This is a genomic window from Bdellovibrio sp. HCB117 (assembly GCF_047305915.1).
Classification (GTDB): Bacteria; Bdellovibrionota; Bdellovibrionia; order Bdellovibrionales; family Bdellovibrionaceae; genus Bdellovibrio; species Bdellovibrio bacteriovorus_B.
In genome coordinates this window covers 3,707,048-3,730,837 of the sequence record NZ_CP178622.1, presented here as the reverse complement: position 1 = coordinate 3,730,837, position 23,790 = coordinate 3,707,048, and the positions used below count along the sequence as shown (strand labels likewise).

The 23,790-nt window shown below is 44.0% G+C and carries 24 protein-coding genes; 20 read left to right on the top strand and 4 right to left on the bottom strand.

The window, feature by feature from the left end:
* Nucleotides 1-184: 184 nt before the first annotated feature.
* From rpmH to rsmG, 8 genes are all read left to right on the top strand, one after another.
* Nucleotides 185-334: a 50S ribosomal protein L34 gene (gene rpmH / locus ACLWBD_RS17690; protein WP_011166211.1), complete on the top strand. Its 150-nt coding sequence runs from the start codon at nucleotides 185-187 to the stop codon at nucleotides 332-334.
* Nucleotides 324-683 carry a ribonuclease P protein component gene (gene rnpA, locus ACLWBD_RS17685; RefSeq protein WP_063205761.1) on the top strand — a complete coding sequence of 120 codons (360 nt, stop codon included), beginning with the start codon at nucleotides 324-326 and terminating at the stop codon, nucleotides 681-683. The genes rpmH and rnpA overlap by 11 nt, the downstream gene beginning before the upstream one ends.
* Nucleotides 595-918 carry a membrane protein insertion efficiency factor YidD gene (gene yidD / locus ACLWBD_RS17680; RefSeq protein ID WP_367613501.1) on the top strand — a complete coding sequence of 108 codons (324 nt, stop codon included), beginning with the start codon at nucleotides 595-597 and terminating at the stop codon, nucleotides 916-918. Before rnpA ends, yidD begins: the two co-directional genes overlap by 89 nt.
* A complete protein-coding gene (gene yidC, locus ACLWBD_RS17675) occupies nucleotides 902-2,542 on the top strand; it encodes a membrane protein insertase YidC (protein WP_413569139.1) in 1,641 nt (546 codons plus the stop codon). Before yidD ends, yidC begins: the two co-directional genes overlap by 17 nt.
* Before the next feature lie 50 nt (nucleotides 2,543-2,592).
* A complete protein-coding gene (locus tag ACLWBD_RS17670; RefSeq protein ID WP_063205757.1) occupies nucleotides 2,593-3,153 on the top strand; it encodes a protein jag in 561 nt (186 codons plus the stop codon).
* Between the two features lie 71 nt (nucleotides 3,154-3,224).
* On the top strand, nucleotides 3,225-4,667 hold the full coding sequence (gene mnmE, locus ACLWBD_RS17665; RefSeq protein WP_063205755.1) for a tRNA uridine-5-carboxymethylaminomethyl(34) synthesis GTPase MnmE: 1,443 nt from the start codon (nucleotides 3,225-3,227) through the stop codon (nucleotides 4,665-4,667).
* A 2-nt stretch (nucleotides 4,668-4,669) separates the two neighbouring features.
* A complete protein-coding gene (mnmG, locus tag ACLWBD_RS17660; RefSeq protein WP_413569138.1) occupies nucleotides 4,670-6,598 on the top strand; it encodes a tRNA uridine-5-carboxymethylaminomethyl(34) synthesis enzyme MnmG in 1,929 nt (642 codons plus the stop codon).
* A complete protein-coding gene (gene rsmG, locus ACLWBD_RS17655; protein ID WP_413569137.1) occupies nucleotides 6,549-7,214 on the top strand; it encodes a 16S rRNA (guanine(527)-N(7))-methyltransferase RsmG in 666 nt (221 codons plus the stop codon). Before mnmG ends, rsmG begins: the two co-directional genes overlap by 50 nt.
* Nucleotides 7,215-7,241: 27 nt before the next feature.
* Here the strand turns inward: rsmG and ACLWBD_RS17650 are convergent, their stop codons facing one another.
* The gene (locus tag ACLWBD_RS17650) at nucleotides 7,242-7,742 is read right to left on the bottom strand and encodes a hypothetical protein (protein ID WP_413569136.1); all 501 of its coding nucleotides are present in this window, start codon (nucleotides 7,740-7,742) and stop codon (nucleotides 7,242-7,244) included.
* A gap of 121 nt (nucleotides 7,743-7,863) precedes the next feature.
* Between ACLWBD_RS17650 and ACLWBD_RS17645 the strand changes: the two genes are divergently transcribed.
* The 10 genes from ACLWBD_RS17645 (at nucleotide 7,864) to atpC (ending at nucleotide 16,024) form a co-directional block, all read left to right on the top strand.
* Nucleotides 7,864-8,697, top strand: coding sequence for a ParA family protein (locus tag ACLWBD_RS17645; RefSeq protein ID WP_063206606.1), 834 nt, complete (start codon nucleotides 7,864-7,866; stop codon nucleotides 8,695-8,697).
* On the top strand, nucleotides 8,690-9,715 hold the full coding sequence (locus ACLWBD_RS17640) for a ParB/RepB/Spo0J family partition protein (RefSeq protein WP_413569135.1): 1,026 nt from the start codon (nucleotides 8,690-8,692) through the stop codon (nucleotides 9,713-9,715). The genes ACLWBD_RS17645 and ACLWBD_RS17640 overlap by 8 nt, the downstream gene beginning before the upstream one ends.
* Nucleotides 9,706-10,071: a bactofilin family protein gene (locus ACLWBD_RS17635; protein WP_041875711.1), complete on the top strand. Its 366-nt coding sequence runs from the start codon at nucleotides 9,706-9,708 to the stop codon at nucleotides 10,069-10,071. Before ACLWBD_RS17640 ends, ACLWBD_RS17635 begins: the two co-directional genes overlap by 10 nt.
* 94 nt (nucleotides 10,072-10,165) lie before the next feature.
* Nucleotides 10,166-10,597, top strand: coding sequence for an ATP synthase F0 subunit B (locus ACLWBD_RS17630; RefSeq protein WP_063205747.1), 432 nt, complete (start codon nucleotides 10,166-10,168; stop codon nucleotides 10,595-10,597).
* Nucleotides 10,598-10,607: 10 nt separating this feature from the next.
* Nucleotides 10,608-11,156, top strand: a complete 549-nt coding sequence (locus tag ACLWBD_RS17625) for an ATP synthase F0 subunit B (RefSeq protein WP_063205745.1) — start codon at nucleotides 10,608-10,610, stop codon at nucleotides 11,154-11,156.
* A 3-nt stretch (nucleotides 11,157-11,159) separates the two neighbouring features.
* Nucleotides 11,160-11,708, top strand: coding sequence for an ATP synthase F1 subunit delta (gene atpH, locus ACLWBD_RS17620; protein WP_413569134.1), 549 nt, complete (start codon nucleotides 11,160-11,162; stop codon nucleotides 11,706-11,708).
* Nucleotides 11,709-11,710: 2 nt separating this feature from the next.
* Nucleotides 11,711-13,234, top strand: a complete 1,524-nt coding sequence (atpA, locus tag ACLWBD_RS17615) for a F0F1 ATP synthase subunit alpha (RefSeq protein ID WP_063205742.1) — start codon at nucleotides 11,711-11,713, stop codon at nucleotides 13,232-13,234.
* 12 nt (nucleotides 13,235-13,246) lie between these two features.
* Nucleotides 13,247-14,134, top strand: a complete 888-nt coding sequence (atpG, locus tag ACLWBD_RS17610) for an ATP synthase F1 subunit gamma (protein ID WP_063205740.1) — start codon at nucleotides 13,247-13,249, stop codon at nucleotides 14,132-14,134.
* Nucleotides 14,135-14,145: 11 nt separating this feature from the next.
* Entirely contained in the window at nucleotides 14,146-15,552 is a 1,407-nt protein-coding gene (gene atpD / locus ACLWBD_RS17605; RefSeq protein ID WP_063205738.1) for a F0F1 ATP synthase subunit beta, read from the top strand.
* Between the two features lie 58 nt (nucleotides 15,553-15,610).
* Nucleotides 15,611-16,024 (top strand): ATP synthase F1 subunit epsilon, encoded by a 414-nt coding sequence (gene atpC, locus ACLWBD_RS17600; protein WP_063205736.1) that lies wholly within the window; start codon nucleotides 15,611-15,613, stop codon nucleotides 16,022-16,024.
* A gap of 70 nt (nucleotides 16,025-16,094) precedes the next feature.
* On the opposite strand, the gene ACLWBD_RS17595 is transcribed toward atpC, so the two are convergent.
* Together ACLWBD_RS17595 and ACLWBD_RS17590 are read right to left on the bottom strand one after the other, a co-directional pair.
* On the bottom strand, nucleotides 16,095-17,057 hold the full coding sequence (locus tag ACLWBD_RS17595; protein ID WP_413569133.1) for a hypothetical protein: 963 nt from the start codon (nucleotides 17,055-17,057) through the stop codon (nucleotides 16,095-16,097).
* A 237-nt stretch (nucleotides 17,058-17,294) separates the two neighbouring features.
* A complete protein-coding gene (locus ACLWBD_RS17590; RefSeq protein WP_413569132.1) occupies nucleotides 17,295-18,839 on the bottom strand; it encodes a glycoside hydrolase family 3 protein in 1,545 nt (514 codons plus the stop codon).
* Nucleotides 18,840-19,020: 181 nt separating this feature from the next.
* On the opposite strand from ACLWBD_RS17590, the gene ACLWBD_RS17585 reads away from it, so the two are divergent.
* A complete protein-coding gene (locus ACLWBD_RS17585; RefSeq protein WP_413569131.1) occupies nucleotides 19,021-19,776 on the top strand; it encodes a hypothetical protein in 756 nt (251 codons plus the stop codon).
* On the opposite strand, the gene mfd is transcribed toward ACLWBD_RS17585, so the two are convergent.
* Entirely contained in the window at nucleotides 19,773-23,297 is a 3,525-nt protein-coding gene (gene mfd / locus ACLWBD_RS17580; RefSeq protein ID WP_413569130.1) for a transcription-repair coupling factor, read from the bottom strand. The two genes, ACLWBD_RS17585 and mfd, sit on opposite strands and share 4 nt — an antisense overlap.
* 121 nt (nucleotides 23,298-23,418) lie before the next feature.
* On the opposite strand from mfd, the gene ACLWBD_RS17575 reads away from it, so the two are divergent.
* Nucleotides 23,419-23,787: an NADH-quinone oxidoreductase subunit A gene (locus tag ACLWBD_RS17575; RefSeq protein ID WP_063205729.1), complete on the top strand. Its 369-nt coding sequence runs from the start codon at nucleotides 23,419-23,421 to the stop codon at nucleotides 23,785-23,787.
* Nucleotides 23,788-23,790 lie beyond the last annotated feature (3 nt).

The following is a 23,790-nucleotide window of genomic DNA, read 5'->3' as shown; positions in this document are numbered from 1 at the left end:
GCGATTCCCCTCAAGCAGGGCAGGTCTTAACAAGGGGAGCTGAAGTTTTCAACAGTTGACCTTATTGCCGCAACGTGCTTTATTAGTGCCCCACGTATCTAGTTGTGAACAACTTTGTGGCATACATATATAGATGTAACTGACGTCATTTAGCGTCGTAATTTTCTGTCCGGGGAGAAGAGTAATGAAACGTACATACCAACCATCAAATAAACGTCGTAAAACTACACACGGTTTCCGCGCTCGTATGGCTACAAAAGCTGGCCAAGAAGTTCTTAATCGTCGTCGCGCTAAAGGAAGAAAGCGTTTGACGGTTTCTACAGGTGGAAAATAGTTCTCCACTAGTTATTAAGCGAAGTTCTGATTTTCTCTCTCTAAAACAAACGGGAAAAAGATACTGGCCTACTAAATGGTTACTTCTGAATTATCAGAAGAACTCAGTAGGTCAGTTGCGTTTCGGAGTTACTGCCAGTCGTAAAATCGGCTCGGCTGTTGTTCGAAATAAATTGAAACGTTGGTCACGGGAATATTTCAGGGCTTCACTTGTGGCGGGAAAACCTATTGAAGCCGACATCAACATCATCTTTAAACCTATTGATACAAACTTTTATAAAGGCCTCCCACACGAGGAATTTGTCAAAGCTTTGGATCGCGGTTTGGAAGTCCTTCGAAAAAATATCTAAGGCAGCGCTTTGGTTATTGATCGGGGCTTATCGAACATTAGGGACTACTCATTTGGGTGGTTCTTGTCGCTTTGAACCCAGTTGTTCCGCCTACGCATTAGAGGCCATTCAAACTCATCATACTCATAAAGCTCTTTGGTTAATCACAAAGAGAGTATGTAAATGTCGTCCGGGCGGGCCTTATGGGTACGATCCGGTTCCTCAAAAAGGAAGTATCCATGCAACAAAAGAATGACAACCCCTCCTTCTTTGACCCCAAAACACTTATTGCCGTAGCTGCTGTCGCTATTGTTTACTTCGGTTGGCAGACATATCTTGGTAAAAAATATCCCGGCTATAACCAACCAAAAACTGAGCAAACTGAAGCTCAGAAAACAGAATCAGCTGCGACTCCTGCAGCTACTGCCACTCCAGGTAGCGCCATCGAAACTAAATCTGAGGTCGTAGCCGCACCTGAAGCTCAAGAACAAATCTTCAATTTCAAAACTGATAAAGTCTCTTTCGCTCTGACTAATCATGGGATGGGTCTTAAGAACTTCACAGTGAATAACTACCAGGATAAAGAAAAGAACAACATCAAGATTGGTCAATCTGACAAACTTGCGATGTTCGAAATGCGTTGGGCAGGGGATGAAAAACCTGTGACTTTCAACGTAGTTGAAGAAGCTCCTGGTCACTATGTTGGAACTGCGGCGGTTGGTGCAACAACAGTGAAAAGAGAATTAAAATTCAATCCAGAAAATTCATCTTTCACAAATACAATCACTGTTTCAAATCCAACTGAAGACTTTAAAAAGGGCTTCTCACTATTGATTCCTGAAACAGTTCACGTGAAAGGTTCTTCTTCATTCTTCTTCCCATCATATGAGCACCAAGATTTCTTTATCGTTCATTCTGGTGGGACTCATGAGACGGTGAACTTCAGCAACGCAAAAGAAAACGTTGTTCAGCAGTTCCAATCTACTTCTATCTTGTCAGTAAGCTCTCAATACTTTGCAGCAGCGATTCTTGATAAATCAGAAATCATTCCTGAAGTGAAAGTTTCTTCTGAAGTAGCGAATAAATCGGCGTTGGCTGAACTAGTTTATAAGCCGGTACAATTGAAATCAGAGATGAATTTCTCCGAAATTTTCTATGCGGGTCCTAAATCAATCGACGCTTTAAAAGCTGTAGATCCTGAGCTTGCACAGATTATTGATTTCGGTTTCTTTGGTTTTATCGCGCGCCCTCTTCTTTATGTGATGAAGGCTTTCCACTCAATGGTGGGTAACTGGGGTTTTGCGATCATTCTTCTGACGCTTTTGGTTCGTCTGTGTGTTCTTCCTTTCAACATCATGTCTTTCAAATCCATGAAGGCGATGCAAAAGGTTCAACCTATTATCCAAAACCTTCGTGAAAAGTATAAAGACGATCCAATGCGTTTGAATACAGAGATGATGGCCGTGATGAAACAAAACGGCGCGAACCCACTTGGTGGCTGTTTGCCCATGCTTTTACAAATTCCGGTTTTCTTCGCTCTATATCGTGTTATCGGTTCAAGTATTGAGCTTTATAACTCTCCGTTTGTACTATGGATCCACGATCTAAGTGCGCATGATCCATTCTATGTGTTGCCGGTATTGATGTCCGTGTTCATGTTCATTCAACAAAAGATCACGCCATCAACAATGGATCCGATGCAGGCAAAAATCATGTTGTTCTTGCCGGTGGTATTCTCGTTGTTCATGTTGCAGCTTCCAAGTGGTTTGACTCTTTATATGGTTGTTTCCACTTTGTTCGGTATCATTCAGCAATGGTTGATCATGCGTGATAAGTCGCCAGCTCCTGCACCTGCAGTTGTTGCCAAGGCGAAGAAGTAAGAGCTTTTTAAAGCTCCGTTTGAAATAGATTTTTATACCTAGGAGGTAAAATGGGTTTTTTTAGCAAGCTTTTCGGGGGAAAAAGCAAAGGTGCTAACAGCGAAGTTGAGGCACTTATTCAAAAGACCTTAGAGGGGATCATCGAGAAGGCACAATTCGATCTTACTTTCGAACTCAAATCTGAGAAGGAAGAAGACGGCGGATCTACATTAGCTGTAGAATTCAACGGTGCTGACGAAGAAATCCTTAAAGATAAAAAAGGTCAGATGCTAGACGCTTTCCAATTGTTCCTTAAGCGCGTCGTTCAACACAATTTCCCAGAAGACAAAACGAACATCACAGTAGATTGTGGTGGTTATCGTGATGAGTCCGCAAATGCATTGATTGAGCGTGCAGAAAACTTGAAAGCTATCTGCATCGAGCAAGGTAAATCAGTTTACTACCGTGCATTGCCACCAAAAGATCGCAAAGTTGTTCATCAATATCTTGCGAAAGATCCACGCGTAAAAAGCCGTTCGTTAGGTGATGGCCTTTACAAAAAGATCAAAATTTATCCAGCCAAAGGACAATCTCAAGGCTCTGCAGACGACTCTGCAGTAGTACAGGATTAGTCGGCGGACGCCGGCAGAGCCAAAGCGCCTTCGGGCGCATAGGCTGAAGCAGTAACCAAGAGGAGTTTTCAATGTTTCGTGGGGATCGTGATAAAGACACAATTTGTGCGGTCTCCACTCCTCACGGAGTCGGCGGTATTTCCGTCATTCGTGTGAGTGGTCCCAGCACTTATTCCATCGTTTCAAAGATCTGTTCTTTTTTGCCTGAACATCCTGAGTCTCATAAAGCTTATTTTGGTAGTTTGAAATCCCTTGCTCAGGGGAACCAAGAAGCTGAAGAGATTGACGAGGTTTTGGCAACCTACTTTAAACACGGTCGCTCTTTCACGGGAGAAGAAGTTATTGAGATTTCTTGCCATGGAAGTCCGGTCATTTGCCAAAGTATTCTTCAGCAATTAGTTCTTTTAGGCGCGCGTCCCGCGGATCGTGGGGAGTTCACTTATCGTGCGTTTATGAATGGAAAATTGGACTTAGTTCAGGCGGAAAGTGTTCTTTCTTTGATCGAAAGTCAAAGTCAGCAAGCGGCGCGCCTGGCGCTTCGTCAGCTTAAAGGTTCCGTATCGCAAAAACTGGAAGTCATCGAAGATGATATGACTTGGGTTCTAGCATTGGCTGAAGCGGGAATTGATTTTTCGACTGAAGGTATTCAGGTTGTTGAAGACAGCGTTGTGATCGCACGTCTTGAAAAAATCCAAATCGGACTTGAAGAGTTGGTTTCAACTTTCAAAGTGGGACGCCTTTTAAAAGATGGTTTCCGCGTTGTTTTAACAGGCCTTCCAAATGTTGGTAAATCGAGCCTTTTAAATCTTTTCTTAGAAGACGAAAGAGCTATCGTCACAGATATTCCAGGAACCACTCGTGACGTGATTCATGGGGATACTAGCTTTAAGGGTGTGAAATTCACATTCCTGGATACGGCAGGTCTACGCGAATCCGTATCAGACTTAGTTGAAAAGATCGGTATTCAAAGAAGCCGTGAGGCCACAGGTGAGTCTGATGTGGTTTTCTTTGTCTTTGATATTGAAAAGGGGATTTCTCCCGAAGAAGTCACCATTTTGGATGGTTTAGATCCTCAAAGAACCTATATTTTAGCTAATAAAACAGACCGTCTATCGGGTTCTCCTGATAGAAAAAGTGTCGAAAATGCCCTTAAAAACAGTAAATTTTTCCAAAAAATCGGGGACTTAGAAGGCTTCTTCAAAAGAAAAGTGTTCTTTGTAAGCGCTCTTGATAAAAAGGTGCGTGCCCAAGTCCTTGATGAACTCGTGAATGAATTTGCAGACTTGCAGATGGAAAACACTGTTTTGATTTCCAACTCTCGTCATCTCGAAAATCTTTCGCGAGCTCTTGAGAACACAAAGCGCGCTAAGAGTGTTGTTGAAGATGGCTTAGGTGAAGAGTTCCTAGCATTGGAATTTAAAGAAGCCTTGATCGCCATCCAAGAAACTTTAGGCAAACGCTTTGATGATCAAATCATGGATCGTGTGTTTAAAGAGTTTTGTATTGGGAAGTAACTATGAATTCAAAAAAATATGATGTGATTGTTGTCGGCGCGGGACATGCAGGCGTTGAAGCTTGCTTGGCATCAGCACGTCTTGGACTTCAAACATTAATGGTTACTTCCAACATCAATCGCATTGCTTACATGAGCTGCAATCCTTCTATCGGTGGTTTGGCAAAAGGCCACATGGTTCGTGAGCTTGATGTATTGGGTGGACAAATGGGTGTGGCAGCTGATGAGACCACAATCCAGTACAAACGCCTAAACTCTTCCAAGGGCCCCGCGGTTCGTGGGACCCGTGTTCAAAATGACAAACATCTGTATTCTCAATTTCAAACTGACGCCTTAAAAAATCAACCGAACTTGGATCTTTTAGAGGGTGAAGTAAAGCGCCTGATTTTAGAGAAAGATCTTTGTGTTGGCGTGGTTCTTCAAGATGGATCTGAAATTTTCGCCAAAGCAACGATCATCACGACAGGCACCTTTATGAATGGTGTTATGCACATCGGTCTTCGCCAAGAGGCGGGCGGCCGCGTGGGTGATAAGCCTTCAATCGGTCTCTCGGATCAGTTGGCGCAATTTGGTTTTGAAGTGAAGCGCTTAAAAACAGGAACTCCAGCGCGCCTTCATAAAGACAGCATTGATTGGGCAAAAACAATCCCTCAAGCAGGTGATGAAAAGGTTTATCCTTTTAGCTATCGCTCTTCCAATCAGTTGAAGCTTCCGCAAATTCTTTGCTACCTAACTCGCACGACCGAACAAACTCACGAAATTATCCGTGCTAACTTAGATAAATCACCTATGTTCTGCGGAATCATTGAGGGTGTAGGACCACGCTATTGTCCATCGATCGAAGATAAGATCACTCGTTTCGCAGAAAAAAACAGTCATCAAACTTTCTTAGAGCCCGAAGGGTTAAATACGGATCTTATTTATCTGCAGGGGATTTCAACAAGCCTGCCTGAAGATGTTCAAGATGCTTTCTTGAAAACGATTCCGGGTTTGGAAAATGTCAAAGTCGTTCGGTACGGCTATGCGGTTGAGTATGACTATATTGAACCAACTCAAATTTGGCATCGTCTTGAAACCCGCACAATTCGTCAGCTCTTCCTGGCTGGACAAATTAACGGAACTTCTGGATATGAAGAAGCAGCAGTTCAAGGTTTTGTTGCCGGCATAAATGCGGCTCACAGTATTTTGGGTCGTGAAGAGTTTATTTTGAATCGCGATGAAGCCTATATTGGTGTTCTTATCGACGATCTTGTGACAAAAGGAACGCGCGAACCTTATCGCATGTTCACGTCTCGCGCAGAACACCGTTTGGTTTTGAGAGAAGACAATACTATCGACAGGTTAGGTGCTATTGCTTCGAAGATAGGTATTGTTTCCGAAGCTTCTTTGCAAATTCTTGGAGACCTTCAGGCAAAACGCAAAAGTTTGCTTGAAAGACTACGCACTGAGAAGGTTTATCCGACTAAAGATGTTCAAGAATTGCTGGCGACATTTCCGACTCCAGAATTAACAAAGTCTTTAACTTTCGAAGAGTTGCTGCGCCGACCCGAGATTTCCTGTTCGCACTTAGAACAGCTTAATTTTAGCGTGGATGCTGATCCAAATGTCAGTGAACCAGTAGAAATCGAAGTGAAGTACTCTGGCTACGTGAAAAGACAGGTGGAGCTCATCAATCAATCGAAAAGATTAGAAGAAATGGTTCTTCCGGAAGACTTGGTCTATGCAGATATTCGCGGCCTCTCTAACGAGGAAAAAGATAAGCTGCAACGCGTTAAGCCACGTACCTTAGGCCAAGCTCAACGCATAAGTGGTGTCAATCCATCCGCAATTCAGGCTATAATGATCCATCTAAAAGGTCACAAAAAGATCAAGGAGATGGGACTTGAACAACAAGGATCAGCAGGACGCTCCGACCATATATTGGCGAATTGATGAATGGTTTCCGGATTTAAGTCCTGAGATTAAGACTCGACTTAAGGCTTACCACGAAGAACTTCTGAAGTTTAATCGCACTCTAAGTTTGATCTCTCCTAAGACGGTATTTGTAGCTGACGCGATTCACTTTGCTGATTCTATTTTAGCTTCACAGGCCATTCATAAATCCAATGCGAAGATCGATAAGATATTTGATCTTGGCAGCGGCAATGGATTCCCGGGCTTGGTGTTTGCGATCTTGTACCCGCAGGTGAAGGTTGTTTTGGTTGATACGGATCAAAAAAAGTGTGAGTTCTTAAACCACGTGGCCGCATCGTTAAAGCTTTCAAATGTGTCTGTTGAAAACAAGAATGTGGAAGCATTGCCTGAAAACAGTGTGAACTTTGCCATGACTCGTGGTTTTTCCAATATATCCCGCACAATTTTGGTGGCACGTAAGTTTATGCCAAAGGGCGGTCTTTTATTCCATCTTAAGAGCGAAGAGTGGGGGATTGAAGTTGGAGAAATTCCGACACAGCTTTGTTCCATCTGGACGCCATCACTTGTGGGAGAATACAAGCTTCCGGTAGGTGCCGTGAAGTTTTCAGTCGTTAAAACAGAGAAAATTGCCTAAATCATAGAATGTTCCACGTGGAACATTCTAATGTTGAGCCTCAGCCGGTGCCGCTGGGGCTTTTTCGTCTCCTACACCCAGCTCCTGCATGCGTTGTTTCACATCCCAGGTTCTTTTGGCTTCTCGAAACTTCTTTTGTGCTTGATAGTCCTCAAATTCTTTTGGATTCGGCCAGGATTCACCCTTTTTGAAGGCCGCCATATAGGATTTCTTCGAAGACTTCTTTCGAGCCTCAATTTTCAGCTCATAATACTGCTTTTCTTGTTCAAGGCGCGCGATCTTTTGTTGGGAGTCGAAAACTCTCTTTTGCGCATACTTAATTTGTCCTGTTTGCGGAACTACTTCTGACAATTCCTTTTGGAATCCCTCAAGAGCTTTTTTCTCTGCCTCAATCGCTTGAGTTGTCGCCGCGAGAGTTGCGGATAGATCTGAATAAATAGGATCTTTCAGCTCGGGGTTTGGATCCGGCTTATTGCACGCGGAAAGCGCGAAAGAAAGAATGATTAGGCAGACAATTCGTAAAAACATGGTTGTTCCACGTGGAACATCGGCTGTTTTTCAAAAAATCATAAGGTGTGGCGCGAAAAACTAGTCTTTATTCTTGCAAGTTTTTCCAAAAAGTCTGATTTTTGAATCTCAAGGAGGAAAAATGGCAAAAACGATCTGTATAGCTAACCAAAAAGGTGGCGTAGGCAAGACAACGACGTCTGTTAACATCTCTTCTGCCCTGGCTACTCTCGGAAAACGAGTTCTTTTGATCGATATGGATCCTCAAGGGAATGCTTCCAGCGGCTTGGGTATCAAAAGATACGAAAGCCAGGATGCGAATAGCTACCACGTACTCATCGGCGAAAAAACTTTGGCCGAGGCTACTCAAAACACAGCAAATGGAAACTTAAAGGTATCCACGGCTAATCCTGATCTAGTCGGAGCAGAGATTGAGCTTGTTGATATGCCGCATCGTGAATATCGTCTTAAACAAGCGATCGCGACAGTAGCTGATCAATATGACTTCGTGATCATCGACTGTCCACCATCATTGGGTCTAATTACTTTAAATGCTTTGAATGCGGCAGATAGTTTCTTGGTACCACTTCAATGTGAATACTATGCGCTGGAAGGATTGAGCCAACTTCTAAATACAGCAGGTTTAATCAAAAAGAATTTGAATCCACAATTGCACATCGAAGGCATCGTTCTAACGATGTTCGATAGTCGCAATAATCTAAGTCACCAAGTTGTGACCGAGATCAAGAATCACTTTGGCGATAAAGTATTTAACGCCATCATTCCAAGAAATGTACGCCTCAGCGAGGCACCGAGCCATGGTCAATCCATCTTCGAATACGACAGCAAATCCATCGGCGCGACTAGATATTTGGAACTAGCTAAAGAAGTTATTGCACGTTCTGTGCAAAAAACGACTTCGGAAGCAGCTCCGCAGACACAACAAAATGCTTACGAAGGGGAAGTAAATGTCTGATTTTGCTGTTGAATCTTCAAACAAAAAGAAGGGTTTGGGTCGCGGCCTAGGCTCTTTATTGGGCGGACCTGCTCCGGCAGAAATTCCAACCAAGGCTCCTTCTGCGTCGGCTCCGACTGGCGCAACAGCATCTAATAATGTAGCAACTCCATCAACTCCCACTGCTCCTGTGAGCCCTCAACAAGCGACACCCGTCGCCCCTCCCGTAGATCCTGAGAGTAAAATCTGGAAAGTGGGAATTGATAAGCTTTCTCCGGGTAAGTACCAACCACGTACGTCCTTTGAAAAAGAGCCGCTTCAAGAGCTGTCTCAGTCTATTAAAGAGAACGGAATTCTTCAGCCGATCGTGGCTCGTCGTACGACAGCAGGGAAACTTGAAATCGTAGCCGGGGAACGTCGTTGGAGAGCGGCTCAGCTTGCGGGACTTCATGAAGTTCCAGTTATCCTTAAGAATTACGATGACAAACAAGCACTTGAATTGGCGATTGTTGAAAATATTCAGCGTGAAGATTTGAATCCGATCGAAGAGGCAGAGGGTTATTCTCGCCTCATCACAGAGTTTAAATTGTCTCAACAGCAAGTGGCTGAAAAAGTAGGTAAGGATCGTGCGACAGTCGCAAACGCCGTGCGCCTTCTTTCTTTGTCTGAAGAAATTAAAAACATGATTTCTGAAAACACTTTATCCGTGGGACACGCAAAAGTTCTTTTGGCTTTGCCGGATCCAAAGAAGCAGCTTGAGTTCGCGAAAAAAGTTGTGAACGAAAAAATTGCGGTTCGTAAGCTCGAAAAAATGGTGCAGGCCGTTGTAAAGGGAGCGGATGAAAAAGAGGAGCCAGTCTCCTTTGATTCTAATGTTACACAACGCTTGATCGCGGGGCTTGGCGACGAGCTTCAAAAGATCCTGGGCACGAAAGTGAACATTGATTATTCCAACTCAAAAGGTAAGATTAGTATTCACTTCTATTCAGACGATGAACTTACTAACTTAGTAGATAGGCTTAAAGAAGGATGGCAGTAGCATTTCCTCCATCATTACAAGAAGATCTCCTTTCTGGTCATGTGACAGCAATCCTTGACCAGGGGACGCATTTCGAAGGAAAGCTCAGCTTCGAAGGCACCGTGCAAATCGGCGGGGATTTTAAGGGGGAAATCTTTACTAAAGATACCATCGTTATTAATGAGGGCGCCTTTGTGACCGCCCAAATTGAGGCTGATACTATAGTTATTAGTGGCCGGGTTGAGGGAAATCTCTTTGCCCGCCGCAGAGTTATTATGCACCCACCTGCTGTGTTTAAAGGCACGGTGACAAGCCCTAGTTTGCGCATTGATGAAGGGGTTGTTTTCGAGGGTGCGTCCTATATGCCTAAGTCTTAGGCACTAACATTATCAAGTAGTAAAATTACGTTGACCAGTTCCAAGCACGGATGCTAATCCCAAAGCTCAAAAAATCAGTAGGGATTTCAACCAAATGGACATTTTTGGACAATTAGGTATCAATACCACAGCGGCCTTTCAGTTTGTTCTTTTTGCTATTGCTTTGATCTTTCTAAGCAAAGTCGTGTTCGCACCATATGCGCACGCTTTGGATGAAAGACAAAGAAGAACAAAGGGGGGCGAAGATCTAGCTCTTGAATATCAAAATAAATCCGTAGAGTTGCAAACTGAGTACGAAACCAAAACTCGTGACTTGAACTCTCAGATTAAAAGCATCGTTGATGCTGCGAAATCTCAAGCAAACAAAGACTACGAAGCTCTTGTTGCTAAAGCTCGTTCTGAATCTGAGCAGCTTGTTCAATCCAATCGCACAAAAATCACATCTGCAGTTCAAGCAGCGGCGTCTGAGTTGAAAACTCAAACAAGTGCTGTGGCGATGGCAATCACTACTAAGTTGTTAAAATAAGAGGGCAGACATGAAGTTGCTTGTATCACTTTTTATTATCACAGCTCCTGCGCTAGCACTTGCGGCTGGCGGTGGTCACCATGATGGTATTCCATCAGCGGTTATGTACCAGGCGATCAACGTAGCTATCTTGGTTGCGGGTCTTATCTATTTCACTAAAGATGGCATCGTATCTTTCTTCTCTGGAAGAAAAGCGGCTTACCTAGAGGCGGCTCAAAAATCTGCATTTGCTCGCGAGCAAGCGGAAAAAGAATTTGTTGATATCAAAAACAAACTTGCGAACTTGGATGCGACTCGCGAAGAGTCTCTTCGTAAAGCTCAAGCTCATGCTGACGACATGAAAAAACAAATCTTGGATGAAGCTAACGAAGTTACTAAGCGCATTCGTCAAGATGCAGAATTGACGGCGAAGCTTGAAGTTCAGCGCGCACAAAACGAATTGCGCAATCAACTTTTAAAAGACTCTATGGAAGCGGCTCGCACTGTTTTGACAAAAGACATCGGTTCCGCTGATCAACAAAAACTTCAAAAAGATTTTATCAACCACGTTGGAGTGTAGCCGATGAGAACTAGTGAAGTAGCAAAAAGTTACGCGAAAGCCCTTTTGGCCGTAGCAAAACAACAAGGCACACACTCAAAAGTGTTCGGTGAATTGAAAGCGATTTCTGAGGCTTTCAAAATGGACGCTTCTGTAAAAAATTATTTTGCAAATCCGATGATTTCATCTGACCAAAAAGTCACTGCAGTAAAAGCGGCTTTGACTGGTAAAGGCGTTTCTCAGGAAGTGCTTAATACATTGGTATTGATGGGCGAAAAAGGCCGTCTTGAGGCACTTGATCAAGTTGTTCACGCATTCCAAGAAATGTTGGACCTTGAAGAGGGTATCACTCGTGGTGTGATTCGTTCTGCTCAGCCGCTGTCAGCTGATGCACAAAAAGAAATCGAACAAAAAATCAATAAGGTCCTCAATAAGAAGATCGTATTGACTTACCAGCAAGATCCAAAGCTTTTGGGCGGCGTTGTTGCTCAAGTTGGCGGATGGACTTTTGATGACAGTATCGACACGCACTTAAAAAAATTGAATGAAGAATTAAACAGGAGAGCCAACTAAAAATGGAAACACAAATCCGTGCCGACGAAATCAGTCGCGTTCTCAAAGAGCAAATCAATCAATACAATAAAAAGATTGAAGTAAGTGAAACAGGTAGCGTTCTTGCAGTAGGGGACGGGGTTGCTCGTATCTACGGTCTTGAAAACGCAATGGCTGGTGAACTTGTTGAGTTCCCAGGTGAAGTATACGGAATGGTATTAAACCTTGAAGAAGGTCACGTTGGTACCGTTTTGTTTGGTGAAGATCGCCAAATTAAAGAAGGCGACACTGTTAAAAGAACTAAAAAAATCGTTTCCGTTCCAGTTGGTGAAGCTCTTCTTGGTCGCGTAGTAGACGCTCTTGGTAACCCGATCGATGGTCGTGGTCCTATCAACACGCCTCACTCTCGTATCGTTGAGACAAAAGCTCCTGGTATCGTATACCGTCACCCAGTTGAAGAACCTCTTCAAACAGGTATCAAAGCTATCGACGCTCTAGTACCAATCGGTCGTGGTCAACGTGAGTTGATCATCGGTGACCGTCAAACTGGTAAAACGACTATCGCGGTTGACGCTATCATCAACCAAAAAGGTCAAAACGTTCATTGCTTCTACGTAGCTATCGGTCAAAAACAATCGACTGTTGCTCTAGTAGTTGAAAAATTGCGTGCAGCGGGTGCTCTTGAGTACACGACTGTTATCGCGGCGAATGCATCTGATCCAGCTCCACTTCAATACCTTGCTGCTTACTCTGGTACAGCAATGGCGGAATACTTCCGTGATACTGGCAGACATGCATTGATCGTTTACGATGACTTGACGAAACAAGCTCAAGCTTACCGTCAATTGTCTCTTCTTCTTCGTCGTCCTCCAGGACGTGAAGCTTACCCAGGCGACGTGTTCTATTGCCATAGCCGTCTTCTTGAGCGTGCTTCTAAATTGTCAGCTGATAAAGGCGGCGGTTCATTAACTGCATTGCCAATCATCGAAACACAAGCGGGCGATATCTCTGCATATATCCCAACGAACGTGATCTCTATCACTGACGGTCAGATCTTCCTTGAATCAGATCTATTCTACAAAGGTGTGCGTCCAGCTATCTCTGTAGGTAAATCAGTTTCTCGCGTGGGTGGTGCCGCTCAAATTAAAGCGATGAAACAAGTTGCAGGTTCTTTGAAACTTGAGCTTGCTCAGTTCCGTTCTATGGAAGCATTCGCTGCGTTCGCATCTGACTTGGATAAAGCGTCTCAACAACAGTTGGCTCGTGGTCGTCGTTTGATCGAAGTGTTGAAACAACCTCAATACTCTCCAGTAAAAGTTGAAGAGCAAATCGTTATGATCTTCGCTGCTGGAAACGCGTTTGTTGATGCTTACCCAGAAACAGACGTTAAGAGATACGAAAAAGAGATGATCGAGTTCTTGAAAAACAAGCACTCTGACATCATCAAAACTATTAGCGAGAAGAAAGCTATTGGCGACGACACTAAAAAAGCGTTGTTGGCAGCTCTTGAAGAGTTCAAAGCTATCTTCCAACCTTCTAACAAGTAATTTGGTGCTTAAATGGCAAGCTTGAAGGATATCCGGGCTCAGATTGAGTCCACTAAAAACACCCAGCAGATCACGAAAGCGATGAAGCTCGTGTCTGCTGCGAAGTTGAGAAAGGCGCAGAATAACATCGTTAATATGCGTCCTTATGCTCTAACTTTGCGTAAGGTGATTGCGGATATCGCTGTGACAAACAAGGTGACGCATCCGTTGATGGAGAAGAAAGAACAAGTAAAGAAAGTTTTGCTTGTTGTTATCACTTCAGATCGCGGTCTTTGTGGCGCCTTCAACAGCAATATCAATAAATTCACTGAAGCTTATTATAATAGTAATAAAGCAAACCTTGAGAAGATCGATTTCCTTTTCGTGGGTCGTCGTGGTCATGACTACTTCGCCAGAAGAGGTATTAAGCCGGTTGATTACATCACGAAGCTTGATAAAGACATCTCTTATGAGTTGGCTTCTAAAGTTGCGAATCGTGTGATGAACGACTACCTCGAAGGTGCATACGACGAAGTGCGTGTGATTCATAACGAATTCAAATCTGCAATTTCTCAAGTTGTAACGGCTGAAACTCTTCTTCCAATTGATCTTGGATTGACGACTTTCAACACTGAAGCTGAGACTGCAGCGAACTTTTCTGTAGATATGATTTTCGAACCAGCTCCAGAGCAAATCATTAAAGAGTTGCTTGAGAAGCATTTCGACCTTCAAGTTTACAGATGTATGTCCGAGTCTGTTGCGGGTGAACATGGTGCTCGTATGAGTGCGATGGAAAACGCGACAAACAATGCGAAAGAGATGATCAATAAACTCACTCTGACGTACAACAAATTGAGACAAGAAAAAATTACTACAGAATTGATTGAAATCGTATCTGGCGCTGAAGCGCTTAAAGGATAGGGAGCTGAATAATGGCATTCGGTAAAGTAAAACAGGTTATGGGTCCCGTAGTGGACGTAGAGTTCGAAGGTGGAGAACTTCCAGCGATCAACTCTGCTCTTCGTGTATCTAATAAATTTATCTCTGACGTTGAATACAACCTAGTTCTTGAAGTTGCTCAGCACTTGGGTGACGGTGTTGTAAGAACGATCTCTATGGACCAAACTGAAGGTTTAGTTCGTGGCGAAAAAGTTAAAGCATTGGGAACTCAAATCACAGCGCCAGTAGGCCGCGAAGCTTTGGGTCGTATCATCAACGTAGTTGGTGAGCCTATCGACGAGATGGGTCCAGTAAACGCTAAAGAACATTGGGGTATCCACAGAACGGCTCCTAAGTTCGAAGACCAAGCAACTGCAGCCGCGATGTTGATGACTGGTATTAAAGTCGTTGACCTTCTTGCTCCATACGCAAAGGGTGGTAAGATCGGTTTGTTCGGTGGTGCGGGCGTGGGTAAAACAGTTCTTATCCAAGAACTTATCCGCAACATCGCTACTGAGCACGGTGGTTTCTCTGTATTCGCCGGTGTAGGTGAGCGTACTCGTGAAGGTAATGACTTGTGGCAAGAGATGAAACAATCTGGCGTATTGGCTAAGACTTCTCTAGTTTTCGGTCAAATGAACGAACCACCAGGAGCACGTGCGCGTGTTGCTTTGACTGGTTTGACTGTTGCTGAATACTTCCGTGACGTTGAAAACCAAGACGTTCTTTTCTTCGTTGATAACATCTTCCGCTTTACTCAAGCGGGTGCCGAAGTTTCTGCACTTCTTGGCCGTATCCCTTCTGCCGTTGGTTACCAACCAACATTGTCTACAGAGATGGGTACTCTTCAAGAGCGTATTACTTCTACTAAAAAAGGTTCGATCACGTCAGTTCAAGCGGTTTACGTACCTGCGGATGACTATACGGATCCAGCTCCTGCAACTACATTTACTCACTTGGATGCGACTACGAATCTTGACCGTGATATCGCAGCTATGGCGATCTTCCCTGCGGTTCACCCATTGACGTCAACTTCACGTCTTTTGGATCCAAGCGTGATCGGTGAAGAACACTACAGATGTGCTCGTGACGTTCAAGCCTTGTTGCAACGTAACCGTGAACTTCAAGATATCATCGCGATCTTGGGTATGGACGAGTTGTCTGAAGCAGATAAACTTGTTGTATCTCGTTCTCGTAAAATTCAACGTTTCTTGTCTCAGCCGTTCTTCGTTGCTGAACAGTTCACTGGTTTGCCAGGTCGCTACGTTGATATCAAAGACACTGTTAAAGGTTTCCGCGAGATCCTTGATGGTAAACACGATGCTCTTCCAGAGCAGGCGTTCTACCTTGTTGGAACTATCGAAGACGTTATCGAGAAAGCGAAGAAGTTGCAGGCGTAATACCTGCACTTCCCATCGGCAGGCTGCCTAAAGCGTCTGCCGCTTGAAAGGGCGAGATATGTTTAAATTAACGATCGTGACTCCGGAAAAGCGCATCCTCGTAGGCCAAGAGGTTGAAGAGGTGACTGTTCCAGCATTTAAGGGAGAGCTTAATATTCTTCCTGGTCACGCGCCTTTGATCACGACTTTGGAAACAGGCGTGATGAAATGGAAACTTAAAGGAAAAGAAAAGCAAGAAACCGCTGTTATCAGCTGGGGCTATTGCCAAGTAAGTCCTGAAGGCGTGAACATCTTAGCGAATATCGCTGATTTGCCAGAAGAGATCGACCTTGAAATGACTAAAGCATACCTTGCGGAATCAGAAAAGAAAGTGATGAACGAAGTCATCACTGACGAAGACTGGACAGAGTTCCAACGTGAATGGGCTCGCGCAAGAGCGAAAATCGAAGTTGCTTCTCAGGCTAAGAAGTAATCGAAATTTCAAATTCGAAAATAAAAAAGGCTCTCTGAAAAGAGGGCCTTTTTCTTTTTAATCCTTATGATTATCTCAATCCGCGAGGACGAGCTGTTGGGGCAGGAATCTTCATTTCCGAAAGGGGAACTGTCGGCTCTGGTGGAGTCAGAGTATAATCGATATTCGTGAAGCGTGGGTTCGCCGCAGGAATTGGACCTAACTCTGGAAGAAGCATTTTGAAATCATTGCTTTCATCAATTTGTTCTTCATCTGAATCTTCGACCGCGTTGATATCATCTTCTTCATCATGCTCTAAGATAGAATCCGGATCTTCACACGATACATTTAAATCTTCAGAATTTCTGAATAACTTGCTCTTAAAATAAGCGTAAGAATCAGGGCAATGCTTAGCCAAGAAATCAGGATTCACGACATAGGCCTCAAAGACTTCCGCGAACTCCTCATTCAAACTTTTTCCGCAATATGTGGTGATCATGCACTTCTTACCGCGCATGTGTTGACGGTATTCGTTGTAGTTCTCGTTGTTATTTGCGTGACCAAAGCGATGACCCAACTCATGCATCATGCGGCCTGTGAGCTGACCTTTAAGGGAGCCACGAGGGCGTTTCACTGTGACAAAACCGCGACGGGAAATACCTGAATTCCAAGCTCCTGAAGCTTCAATCCATTGGTAGTCATATTGATAATCTTTGGGAATAGGTTGACCCAAAAGACGCTCCACTTGTGCGACCCCTTTGGCCAAGGCTATTTTTTCTTTGTCGTTGGCTTTCACTGTATTAATACCATTTCTATCTAGAACGGCATCGGCAGATTCAACTAATCGAGGTAAGCATTTACCGTAACCAAAAACAGGATTTTGATAAAGGGCGAATACTCCTGCTGGAGTTCCCTTATTACGTACGGCTCTGGCCGCTGATTTACGTGTTTGTTTGCGAGCCGCTTCGGATTCCACCGCGTGAAATGTTAGGCCCGCAGAAAGAAGTAGCGCTAATGCCAAAAGACTTTTTGATACTAGTTTAATTCCAGACACGTTACCGCCTCTCTAAATCTATAAAGAGACAATGCAAATTCAGACCCATTCATGCCAGGATTTAGACCCTTGAAGACGAATTAAATTCGTTTCCACAGGACGCAAATTAAGCGGGTCCGAAACGGAGGCCCCCAGAGCGACATCCCGCGCCCCTTACTGTCAAAAGTTTAGTCACCAATGGCGGAGAGGATTCTTTGATGAACCGGGTACCTTTTAGGCATAAAGGGAAGCAGGTACCTAGCGGAGGACGTAGGATGTGGTGGAGGAGGCTAAGATGTCGTCGAGGTGTTGAGCGACTTTTTGGCCAGAGTCTTTGTGGTTGAAGTAAAGCTGAAGGACCCGGAGGTAGCCTTTTTCTTTCGTTAATAGTTTTGGTGCGCCAAGGTTTACTACGATGACGGATTTCTTTTCTTGTGGCGAAAGCGATTTTACCAGAGCTGCGGTTTTTGGGCCGGTGATGGCGATCACGGACACAGGGCACTTCGTTGAAGTCATCCATTCGGCTGCAAGATCTTTGTTGAAATCACCGGTGAGGTATTTGGAAGAAACCGATCTTCCTGCAGATTTTTTGAATGAGGCAATGAAGGCGCTTGAAGGTGCAAGGACGCAGACTTTATGAACCGAGGCGACTTTTCTTTTTTGTGGCTCTTTCTTGCCGGGCAATGATCGCGGAATTAAACTTGTGCGAAGATTCTGATCAAGAATAGTGGCTTCAACTTCAGAATAATCTTTCGAAGTTAATGTCAGACCTTGAGTCAATGATGGCAACGCAGGATTTTTTCTGTAAAGATTCGCGAACGCCTTAACCGTCAGGATTCGATGAAGCTTTTCGTTCAAAAGCTGTTCTTTAAACTCTCCCGAGCGCACCGCTTTTCTAACGTGTTCAAAAGCCTTTCCTTGATCGGCAAAAGACCAAGTCAGCATAACGATGTCGGCGCCTGATTGAAGTGCTTTTAAAGCCGCGACTTCAGGGCGTAGAAGTTGTTTTGAGCCCTGCATTTGAAGATCATCAGTGATCACTAAACCTTTGTACTTCATCTCACCACGCAAAAGATCTTGAGCAATGGGTTTAGAAAAACTCGCAGGTTCGCGAGATTTATCTAAAGCCGGGTAGATTAGGTGCGAAAGCATTAAGGCAATTTTATCACCTAGCTTCGCATAAGCCTCAAAAGGTTTTAGATCTGTTTGTTTTAAAGCCTCTAAAGAAGAATTATTTTGAACCACACTAAGATGTGGATCGGCTTTAAGATTGCCTGTCCCCGGAAAATGCTTGGCCGTAGGAATCACGCGCGCTTTTAATAAACCTTTAGAGTAGGCAACACCCAACTCACTGACAACATCGGGATCTGATCCAAAAGATCTGACACCGATGAAGCTTCCACTTAAGGGATCGGTCACATCTAGCACCGGCGCAAGATTCATATTGAATCCAACCTCGCGCAGAAAGAGTCCTGTTTGATAACCCATTTCTTCCGCTAATAATGGCGACTGCGTCTGCCCAATTGCCAAAGCATTCGGTGGAGCGGGATAAATAGGTAAACGAGAGACCGATCCACCTTCTTGATCGATAGAGATCAAGGGCGGAAGCTTTGAATACTTAAAGCTTGTTCGATACAACTGCGTATTCAGATTTCTGATTTGCTCAATAGATAGAATGTTTCTTTTGAAAAGTAAAAATGAACCCGGCTTATTTGCGGCGATGAATTTTTCTAAATCGGGAGTGACGGTTTTCTGTGGAAATCCAACGATAAAAAGCTGTCCCACTTTTTCTTCAACCGTCATGGCGGCAATCTTTTTATCGATTATTTGTGTAAGGGTGGTCGGGGCAGCTAGCACAAGGTAGGGAAAGAGAAGCGTGAGCAGAGTAACACTCAAAATTCGATTTAAATCTCTGATATACTTGCTCATAGATTAAAGAATATCATTCGCCACTTTTGAAGGTAGGCGATATTTGCGAGACAACATGAAATTGCACCTTAGTCTGATATCCAAAGTCTGCTTCGTTCTTGCCGTTCTTGCGGGATCGTTGTCTTTCGCTCAAGAAGAAGCCGCTTCAACGACACCTCAAGATGAAAATGTTCCGTTGGTGGAAGTCGAAGTTGTCCAAGACAACTTGGCCCCTTACAAGGATCGACGCGAGACCCACGGTATGTATTTCGGAGTTGATTACGAAGGCCTGGATCTTAAAAATTATATCTCGACCTTAGATAATTTAAGTTACGGCGACCTCTTTGGGACCGATCCTATTCCCCTAATCCGTGTGAGCATTGATTATAAATATAATTTTGCCTTAGGCGCATTGGCGCTGGGCCTTGATTACGGCATGGGTAAAATTGAAGACAATCGTTCGGGTTCAGATCGTTCTTTAGAAGTTACTAAGTACGGAATTGGATTAAAATTTGTTGCCGATAACTTTATGGCCGAGCCTTATGTAGCTCCTTATCTCGGACTGAATATCTGGCAAATGGGTCTTTCCGAATCATCTCCAACAGATTCTTTTTCGGCGACAACGCAAATGGGATTTAACTACACCATTGGATTTCTGTTGCAGCTTGATTGGTTGGATTATCAAACCGCAAAGCAAACTACATTTAACTGGGGTTTAGAAAATACTTTCATTGATGTGTATGCCACACAATACGCCGCTACATCAGCAGAAGATGATCCCGACACAACGACGGATTTTCTTTACGGCGCGGGTCTTCGCTTAGAATTTTAAATCAGCTTCAAAAGAGTTTCGAGTTCTTCGTGAACCGCGGACCATGAAATATTCGGCAGCTTGATATTCAAGCGATTGTCCGGAGTTAAAGAGTATTTCTTACTTTCGCGAACCGCCAATTGAATCACCGTCTCTGGCTTCAATTTCGTTTTTTCAGTGAAGATTAACGAAACAGATTTTACGCCGGCACTGATATCACGCACACCCAGCTCTTTACATTGACGACGGATCAACATTAAACCCATCAAGTTCACGGTAGGCTCAGGGATGGCGCCGAACTGATCGCGTAACTCTTCTTCGATACGATCCAAATCTTCGTTCGATGTGATATCTGCCAGGGCCTTATAGTAGCTAAGGCGGATGCGAATATCTGAAATATAGTTATCAGGAATCATCGCAGGGATGCGCAAGTTGATTTCTGGATCCAGTTCCATGTCGTCAACGGCTTCGCCTTTAGCTTCGGCCAATGCTTCATTTAGAAGATCCATGTACATTTCATAACCGACAGAGTTGATATGACCGGATTGTTCTTCGCCCAGAATATTTCCGGCTCCGCGAAGCTCAAGATCGTACTGCGCAATCTTAATACCGCTTCCCAAGGCGGTGTTCTCTTGAATGATCTTTAAGCGCTCTTGCTGCTCTTTATCGAGCTTGCGATTTCGCGGCATCATCAAATAACAATAAGCGCGAGTTTTGCTTCGACCTACGCGGCCGCGCAATTGATAAAGCTGAGACAGCCCAAACATATGAGCAGAATCGATAAACATGGTATTCGCTCTTGGCACGTCCATTCCTGATTCAACAATCGCTGTGCAGATAAGGACGTCGATTTCGTGATGGAAAAAGGCAAGCATGGTTTTTTCAAGCTCGTGCTCTTCCATCTGTCCGTGACCAATACGAATACGTGCTTCGGGAACGATATTACGAATTTCATCCGCTAAGCCGTAAATAGATTCAATACGATTGTGGATAAAATAAACCTGACCGCCGCGGGAAATTTCAGCGGTGATTGCTTTGCGAATCGTCTCTTCATCAAACTTTGTGACAAAGGTACGTGTCGGCAAACGATCCACCGGAGCGGTGTTAATCAAGCTCAAGTCACGAATTCCCACCAAAGCCATATTCAAAGTTCTAGGAATGGGCGTTGCCGACAAGGTCAAAGTATCAACGCTGACCTTCATTTTTTTGATCTTCTCTTTATGAGTAACGCCAAACTTTTGCTCTTCATCGACAATCAGAAGACCTAAGTCTTTATACTGAATTGTTGAGCCTAATAACTTATGTGTTCCGACGATGATATCAACCTTGCCGTCTTTAAGATCCTGCAAAGTCTTTTTGACTTCCGATGGAGTTACGAAGCGATTTAAAACTCGGATATCAACTGGCCAACCTTCAAAACGTTTTTTCAAAGTTTCAAAGTGCTGGAATGTAAGGACAGTTGTCGGAGCAAGTAAAGCTACTTGACGACGAGCTTGCACGGCAAAGAAAGCCGCCCGCATAGCGACTTCGGTTTTACCAAAGCCCACGTCACCACAGACAAGACGGTCCATCGGTTTTGTCGATTTTAAGTCGCGCATGATATCGTTGATTGCGCGCATTTGATCGTCAGTTTCCTCATACGGGAAACTATTTTCGAACATCTGAATTTCACTATCTTTAAATACAAAAGGCGGACGATGAAGCTCGGCACGTTTTGCATAAAGAGCTAAAAGATCGGCTGCGATATCGCGAACGTGGGCCTTAACCTTCGCTTTGGTTTTTTCCCATGCGGTGCCGCCCAGTTTATCAAGAATTGTCGTGCTGGCAGCGCCAGAGAACTTCTGCAATTGGCCCACGCGATAAACAGGAAGATAAAGTTTATCCTTATCCTTGTAGCCGACCTGAATGTATTCAGATTCGACACCGCCAATATTCATGATCTTAAGACCTTCATATTGACCAACACCATGTTTAACATGCGCAACAAGATCGCCCGGCTTTAAATCACCGAATGCCAAGCGCTTGGCTTGTTTTTGAAAGTCTTGGGCTCCGGAAGATTCACGAGCGCGTTGTTTCTTTCCGTAGAAGTCTTCGTCGCGTAAGAAAATAACTTTTTCCTCATCTAGACGAAGACTTTCAGTTAGATAGCGAGGAATAACGTGAACAAGATGAGTGTCACTGTCTTGCTCCATCAACCAAGAGTCCCAACGATACTCATCTTCATTCGCGCGTGCGACCTTCAGACCCAACTTATCAAAGATTAATTTTAAGCGCTCAATGTGGGATTGATTTTTCGTACCAATGAAAATGCGGTAACCATCATCACGCCATTTGTTCAGCTTGTTGGCGGCCGCCTGCAACCACATCTCAGAACCAACGGCGTTATTTAAACTTAAGTTCGTGAAGTCTTGAGTCAGTGCCGTACGATATTCGACTCTGCCATCTTCACTGGTCTCGGCGTTTTCTAAATATTCTAACGACGAGAAATAAACTTCGCGCGATCCTGCCGGAAAACTTAAAGTTTCAAATGGAGAGTAAAGTAATTCCAACTCGGGACGAATCACGTGCTGAGTACTTGAAGCGTAGTCGGCTTTAATCTCAGCCCAAACTTCATCCGTCCATCTGGAAATTTCAATCGGATCCAAGAACCATACATTCACCGCAGATGAAAAATGTTCTAATGGACTTGCAAGTTCTCCATAGAAGTAGGGAAGCAAGAATTCAATTCCAGGGAAGGAGTTCTTTAAAACCAAAGAGCGCAGAGTTTCTTCTGCATCGGCTTTATCAACCTCGCGGCCATCGATCATCGCGCGGACTCGTTGTAAAAGTCTTTCGTGATTTTCGTCGCGAAAAATAATTTCGCGCGCCGGAGTTAAGACGAATGAAGCCACTTCATCCGTGCTTCGTTGATCAGAGACATTGAAGTGACGAATAGATTCAATTTGATCGCCGAATAAATCCAAACGAACCGGTTCGTCTTCCGTTGGCGGGAAGATATCAACGATACCTCCGCGCAAAGCATACTGACCTTTATCCTCCACCATCGGAGCTGAAGAATAACCAAGCGAGTTTAAATACTCGGCGATGTCTTCAGGAAGTTCGTCGCTAGGTTTTAGAAGACGCGAATATTCTTTCAGGATTTTCACTGGCAAAGTCTTTTGCGTCAGCGCGTCAGAAACAGATATGAAGATTTCTCCGGCCTTCGCTTGTTGTGCTCGAGACAAGAAACGAACTCGATCACTAACGACTCTCGAATTTGGATAAAGCCCGGAATAAGGTGAAACATCGAAAGCAGGTAAAATCGTGCTGTGACGAGATGGGTCAAAGAACTCTAAAAGCTGCTGAAGTTTGTTCGCTTCCGAAAGACTGCTAACAACAACTAAGTGCGGCAAGCTATTGATTTTTTTAGAGTAAGTCTGCGACAAAAAGTAAGCGAGCGCGAGCGGAGATGCAGCTCCGGTCACTTGAATTTTTCCGCGTGTTGTTTCGAAGGCCCTTTCCAGGATGGATTCAAGCCTTGTATGAGTCATTTCGGCTTTCATTCGGTGGGCTCATCTTGCCATGCTTATCGCCTTGTTTCCATTCATATTTCTTGGTTTTCACAGACGACACATATATAACTAATTGAAATCCAAATAATAACGACAACTTTGGAGGGGTACAGTGCCACTCGGTGGAGTCATTTTCATCGTCATCTTCATCGCTCTATTCGGAGCATTTTTAGTATGGGTCGCGTCCAAAACAGGCGGCAAACCCGTTTATAACTCTATCAAGTATGAGCCCTACGAGTGCGGTATTCCTGCTCTTGATAAGAAAGATACGAAGGTTTCAGTAAAGTATTATCTTACTGCGATCCTCTTCATCCTTTTCGATATCGAGATCATTTTCATGTATCCATGGGCAACTTCTTTCCGTGATTTCTTGTCATCAGGACAAGGTCTGTTCGTGCTTATTTCGATGATGGTCTTCATCGGAATTTTCATTTTCGGACTTTTCTGGGAAGTAAAATCAAAAGCATTGGAATGGGACTAAGCA

Coding starts and splice junctions, on each gene's coding strand:
- rpmH (WP_011166211.1), top strand. CDS start 185: ATGAAACGTACATACCAACCATCAAATAAACGTCGTAAAACTACACAC.
- yidC (WP_413569139.1), top strand. CDS start 902: ATGCAACAAAAGAATGACAACCCCTCCTTCTTTGACCCCAAAACACTT.
- ACLWBD_RS17670 (WP_063205757.1), top strand. CDS start 2,593: ATGGGTTTTTTTAGCAAGCTTTTCGGGGGAAAAAGCAAAGGTGCTAAC.
- mnmE (WP_063205755.1), top strand. CDS start 3,225: ATGTTTCGTGGGGATCGTGATAAAGACACAATTTGTGCGGTCTCCACT.
- mnmG (WP_413569138.1), top strand. CDS start 4,670: ATGAATTCAAAAAAATATGATGTGATTGTTGTCGGCGCGGGACATGCA.
- ACLWBD_RS17650 (WP_413569136.1), bottom strand. CDS start 7,742: ATGTTTTTACGAATTGTCTGCCTAATCATTCTTTCTTTCGCGCTTTCC.
- ACLWBD_RS17645 (WP_063206606.1), top strand. CDS start 7,864: ATGGCAAAAACGATCTGTATAGCTAACCAAAAAGGTGGCGTAGGCAAG.
- ACLWBD_RS17640 (WP_413569135.1), top strand. CDS start 8,690: ATGTCTGATTTTGCTGTTGAATCTTCAAACAAAAAGAAGGGTTTGGGT.
- ACLWBD_RS17635 (WP_041875711.1), top strand. CDS start 9,706: ATGGCAGTAGCATTTCCTCCATCATTACAAGAAGATCTCCTTTCTGGT.
- ACLWBD_RS17630 (WP_063205747.1), top strand. CDS start 10,166: ATGGACATTTTTGGACAATTAGGTATCAATACCACAGCGGCCTTTCAG.
- ACLWBD_RS17625 (WP_063205745.1), top strand. CDS start 10,608: ATGAAGTTGCTTGTATCACTTTTTATTATCACAGCTCCTGCGCTAGCA.
- atpH (WP_413569134.1), top strand. CDS start 11,160: ATGAGAACTAGTGAAGTAGCAAAAAGTTACGCGAAAGCCCTTTTGGCC.
- atpA (WP_063205742.1), top strand. CDS start 11,711: ATGGAAACACAAATCCGTGCCGACGAAATCAGTCGCGTTCTCAAAGAG.
- atpG (WP_063205740.1), top strand. CDS start 13,247: ATGGCAAGCTTGAAGGATATCCGGGCTCAGATTGAGTCCACTAAAAAC.
- atpD (WP_063205738.1), top strand. CDS start 14,146: ATGGCATTCGGTAAAGTAAAACAGGTTATGGGTCCCGTAGTGGACGTA.
- atpC (WP_063205736.1), top strand. CDS start 15,611: ATGTTTAAATTAACGATCGTGACTCCGGAAAAGCGCATCCTCGTAGGC.
- ACLWBD_RS17590 (WP_413569132.1), bottom strand. CDS start 18,839: ATGACGGTTGAAGAAAAAGTGGGACAGCTTTTTATCGTTGGATTTCCA.
- ACLWBD_RS17585 (WP_413569131.1), top strand. CDS start 19,021: ATGAAATTGCACCTTAGTCTGATATCCAAAGTCTGCTTCGTTCTTGCC.
- mfd (WP_413569130.1), bottom strand. CDS start 23,297: ATGAAAGCCGAAATGACTCATACAAGGCTTGAATCCATCCTGGAAAGG.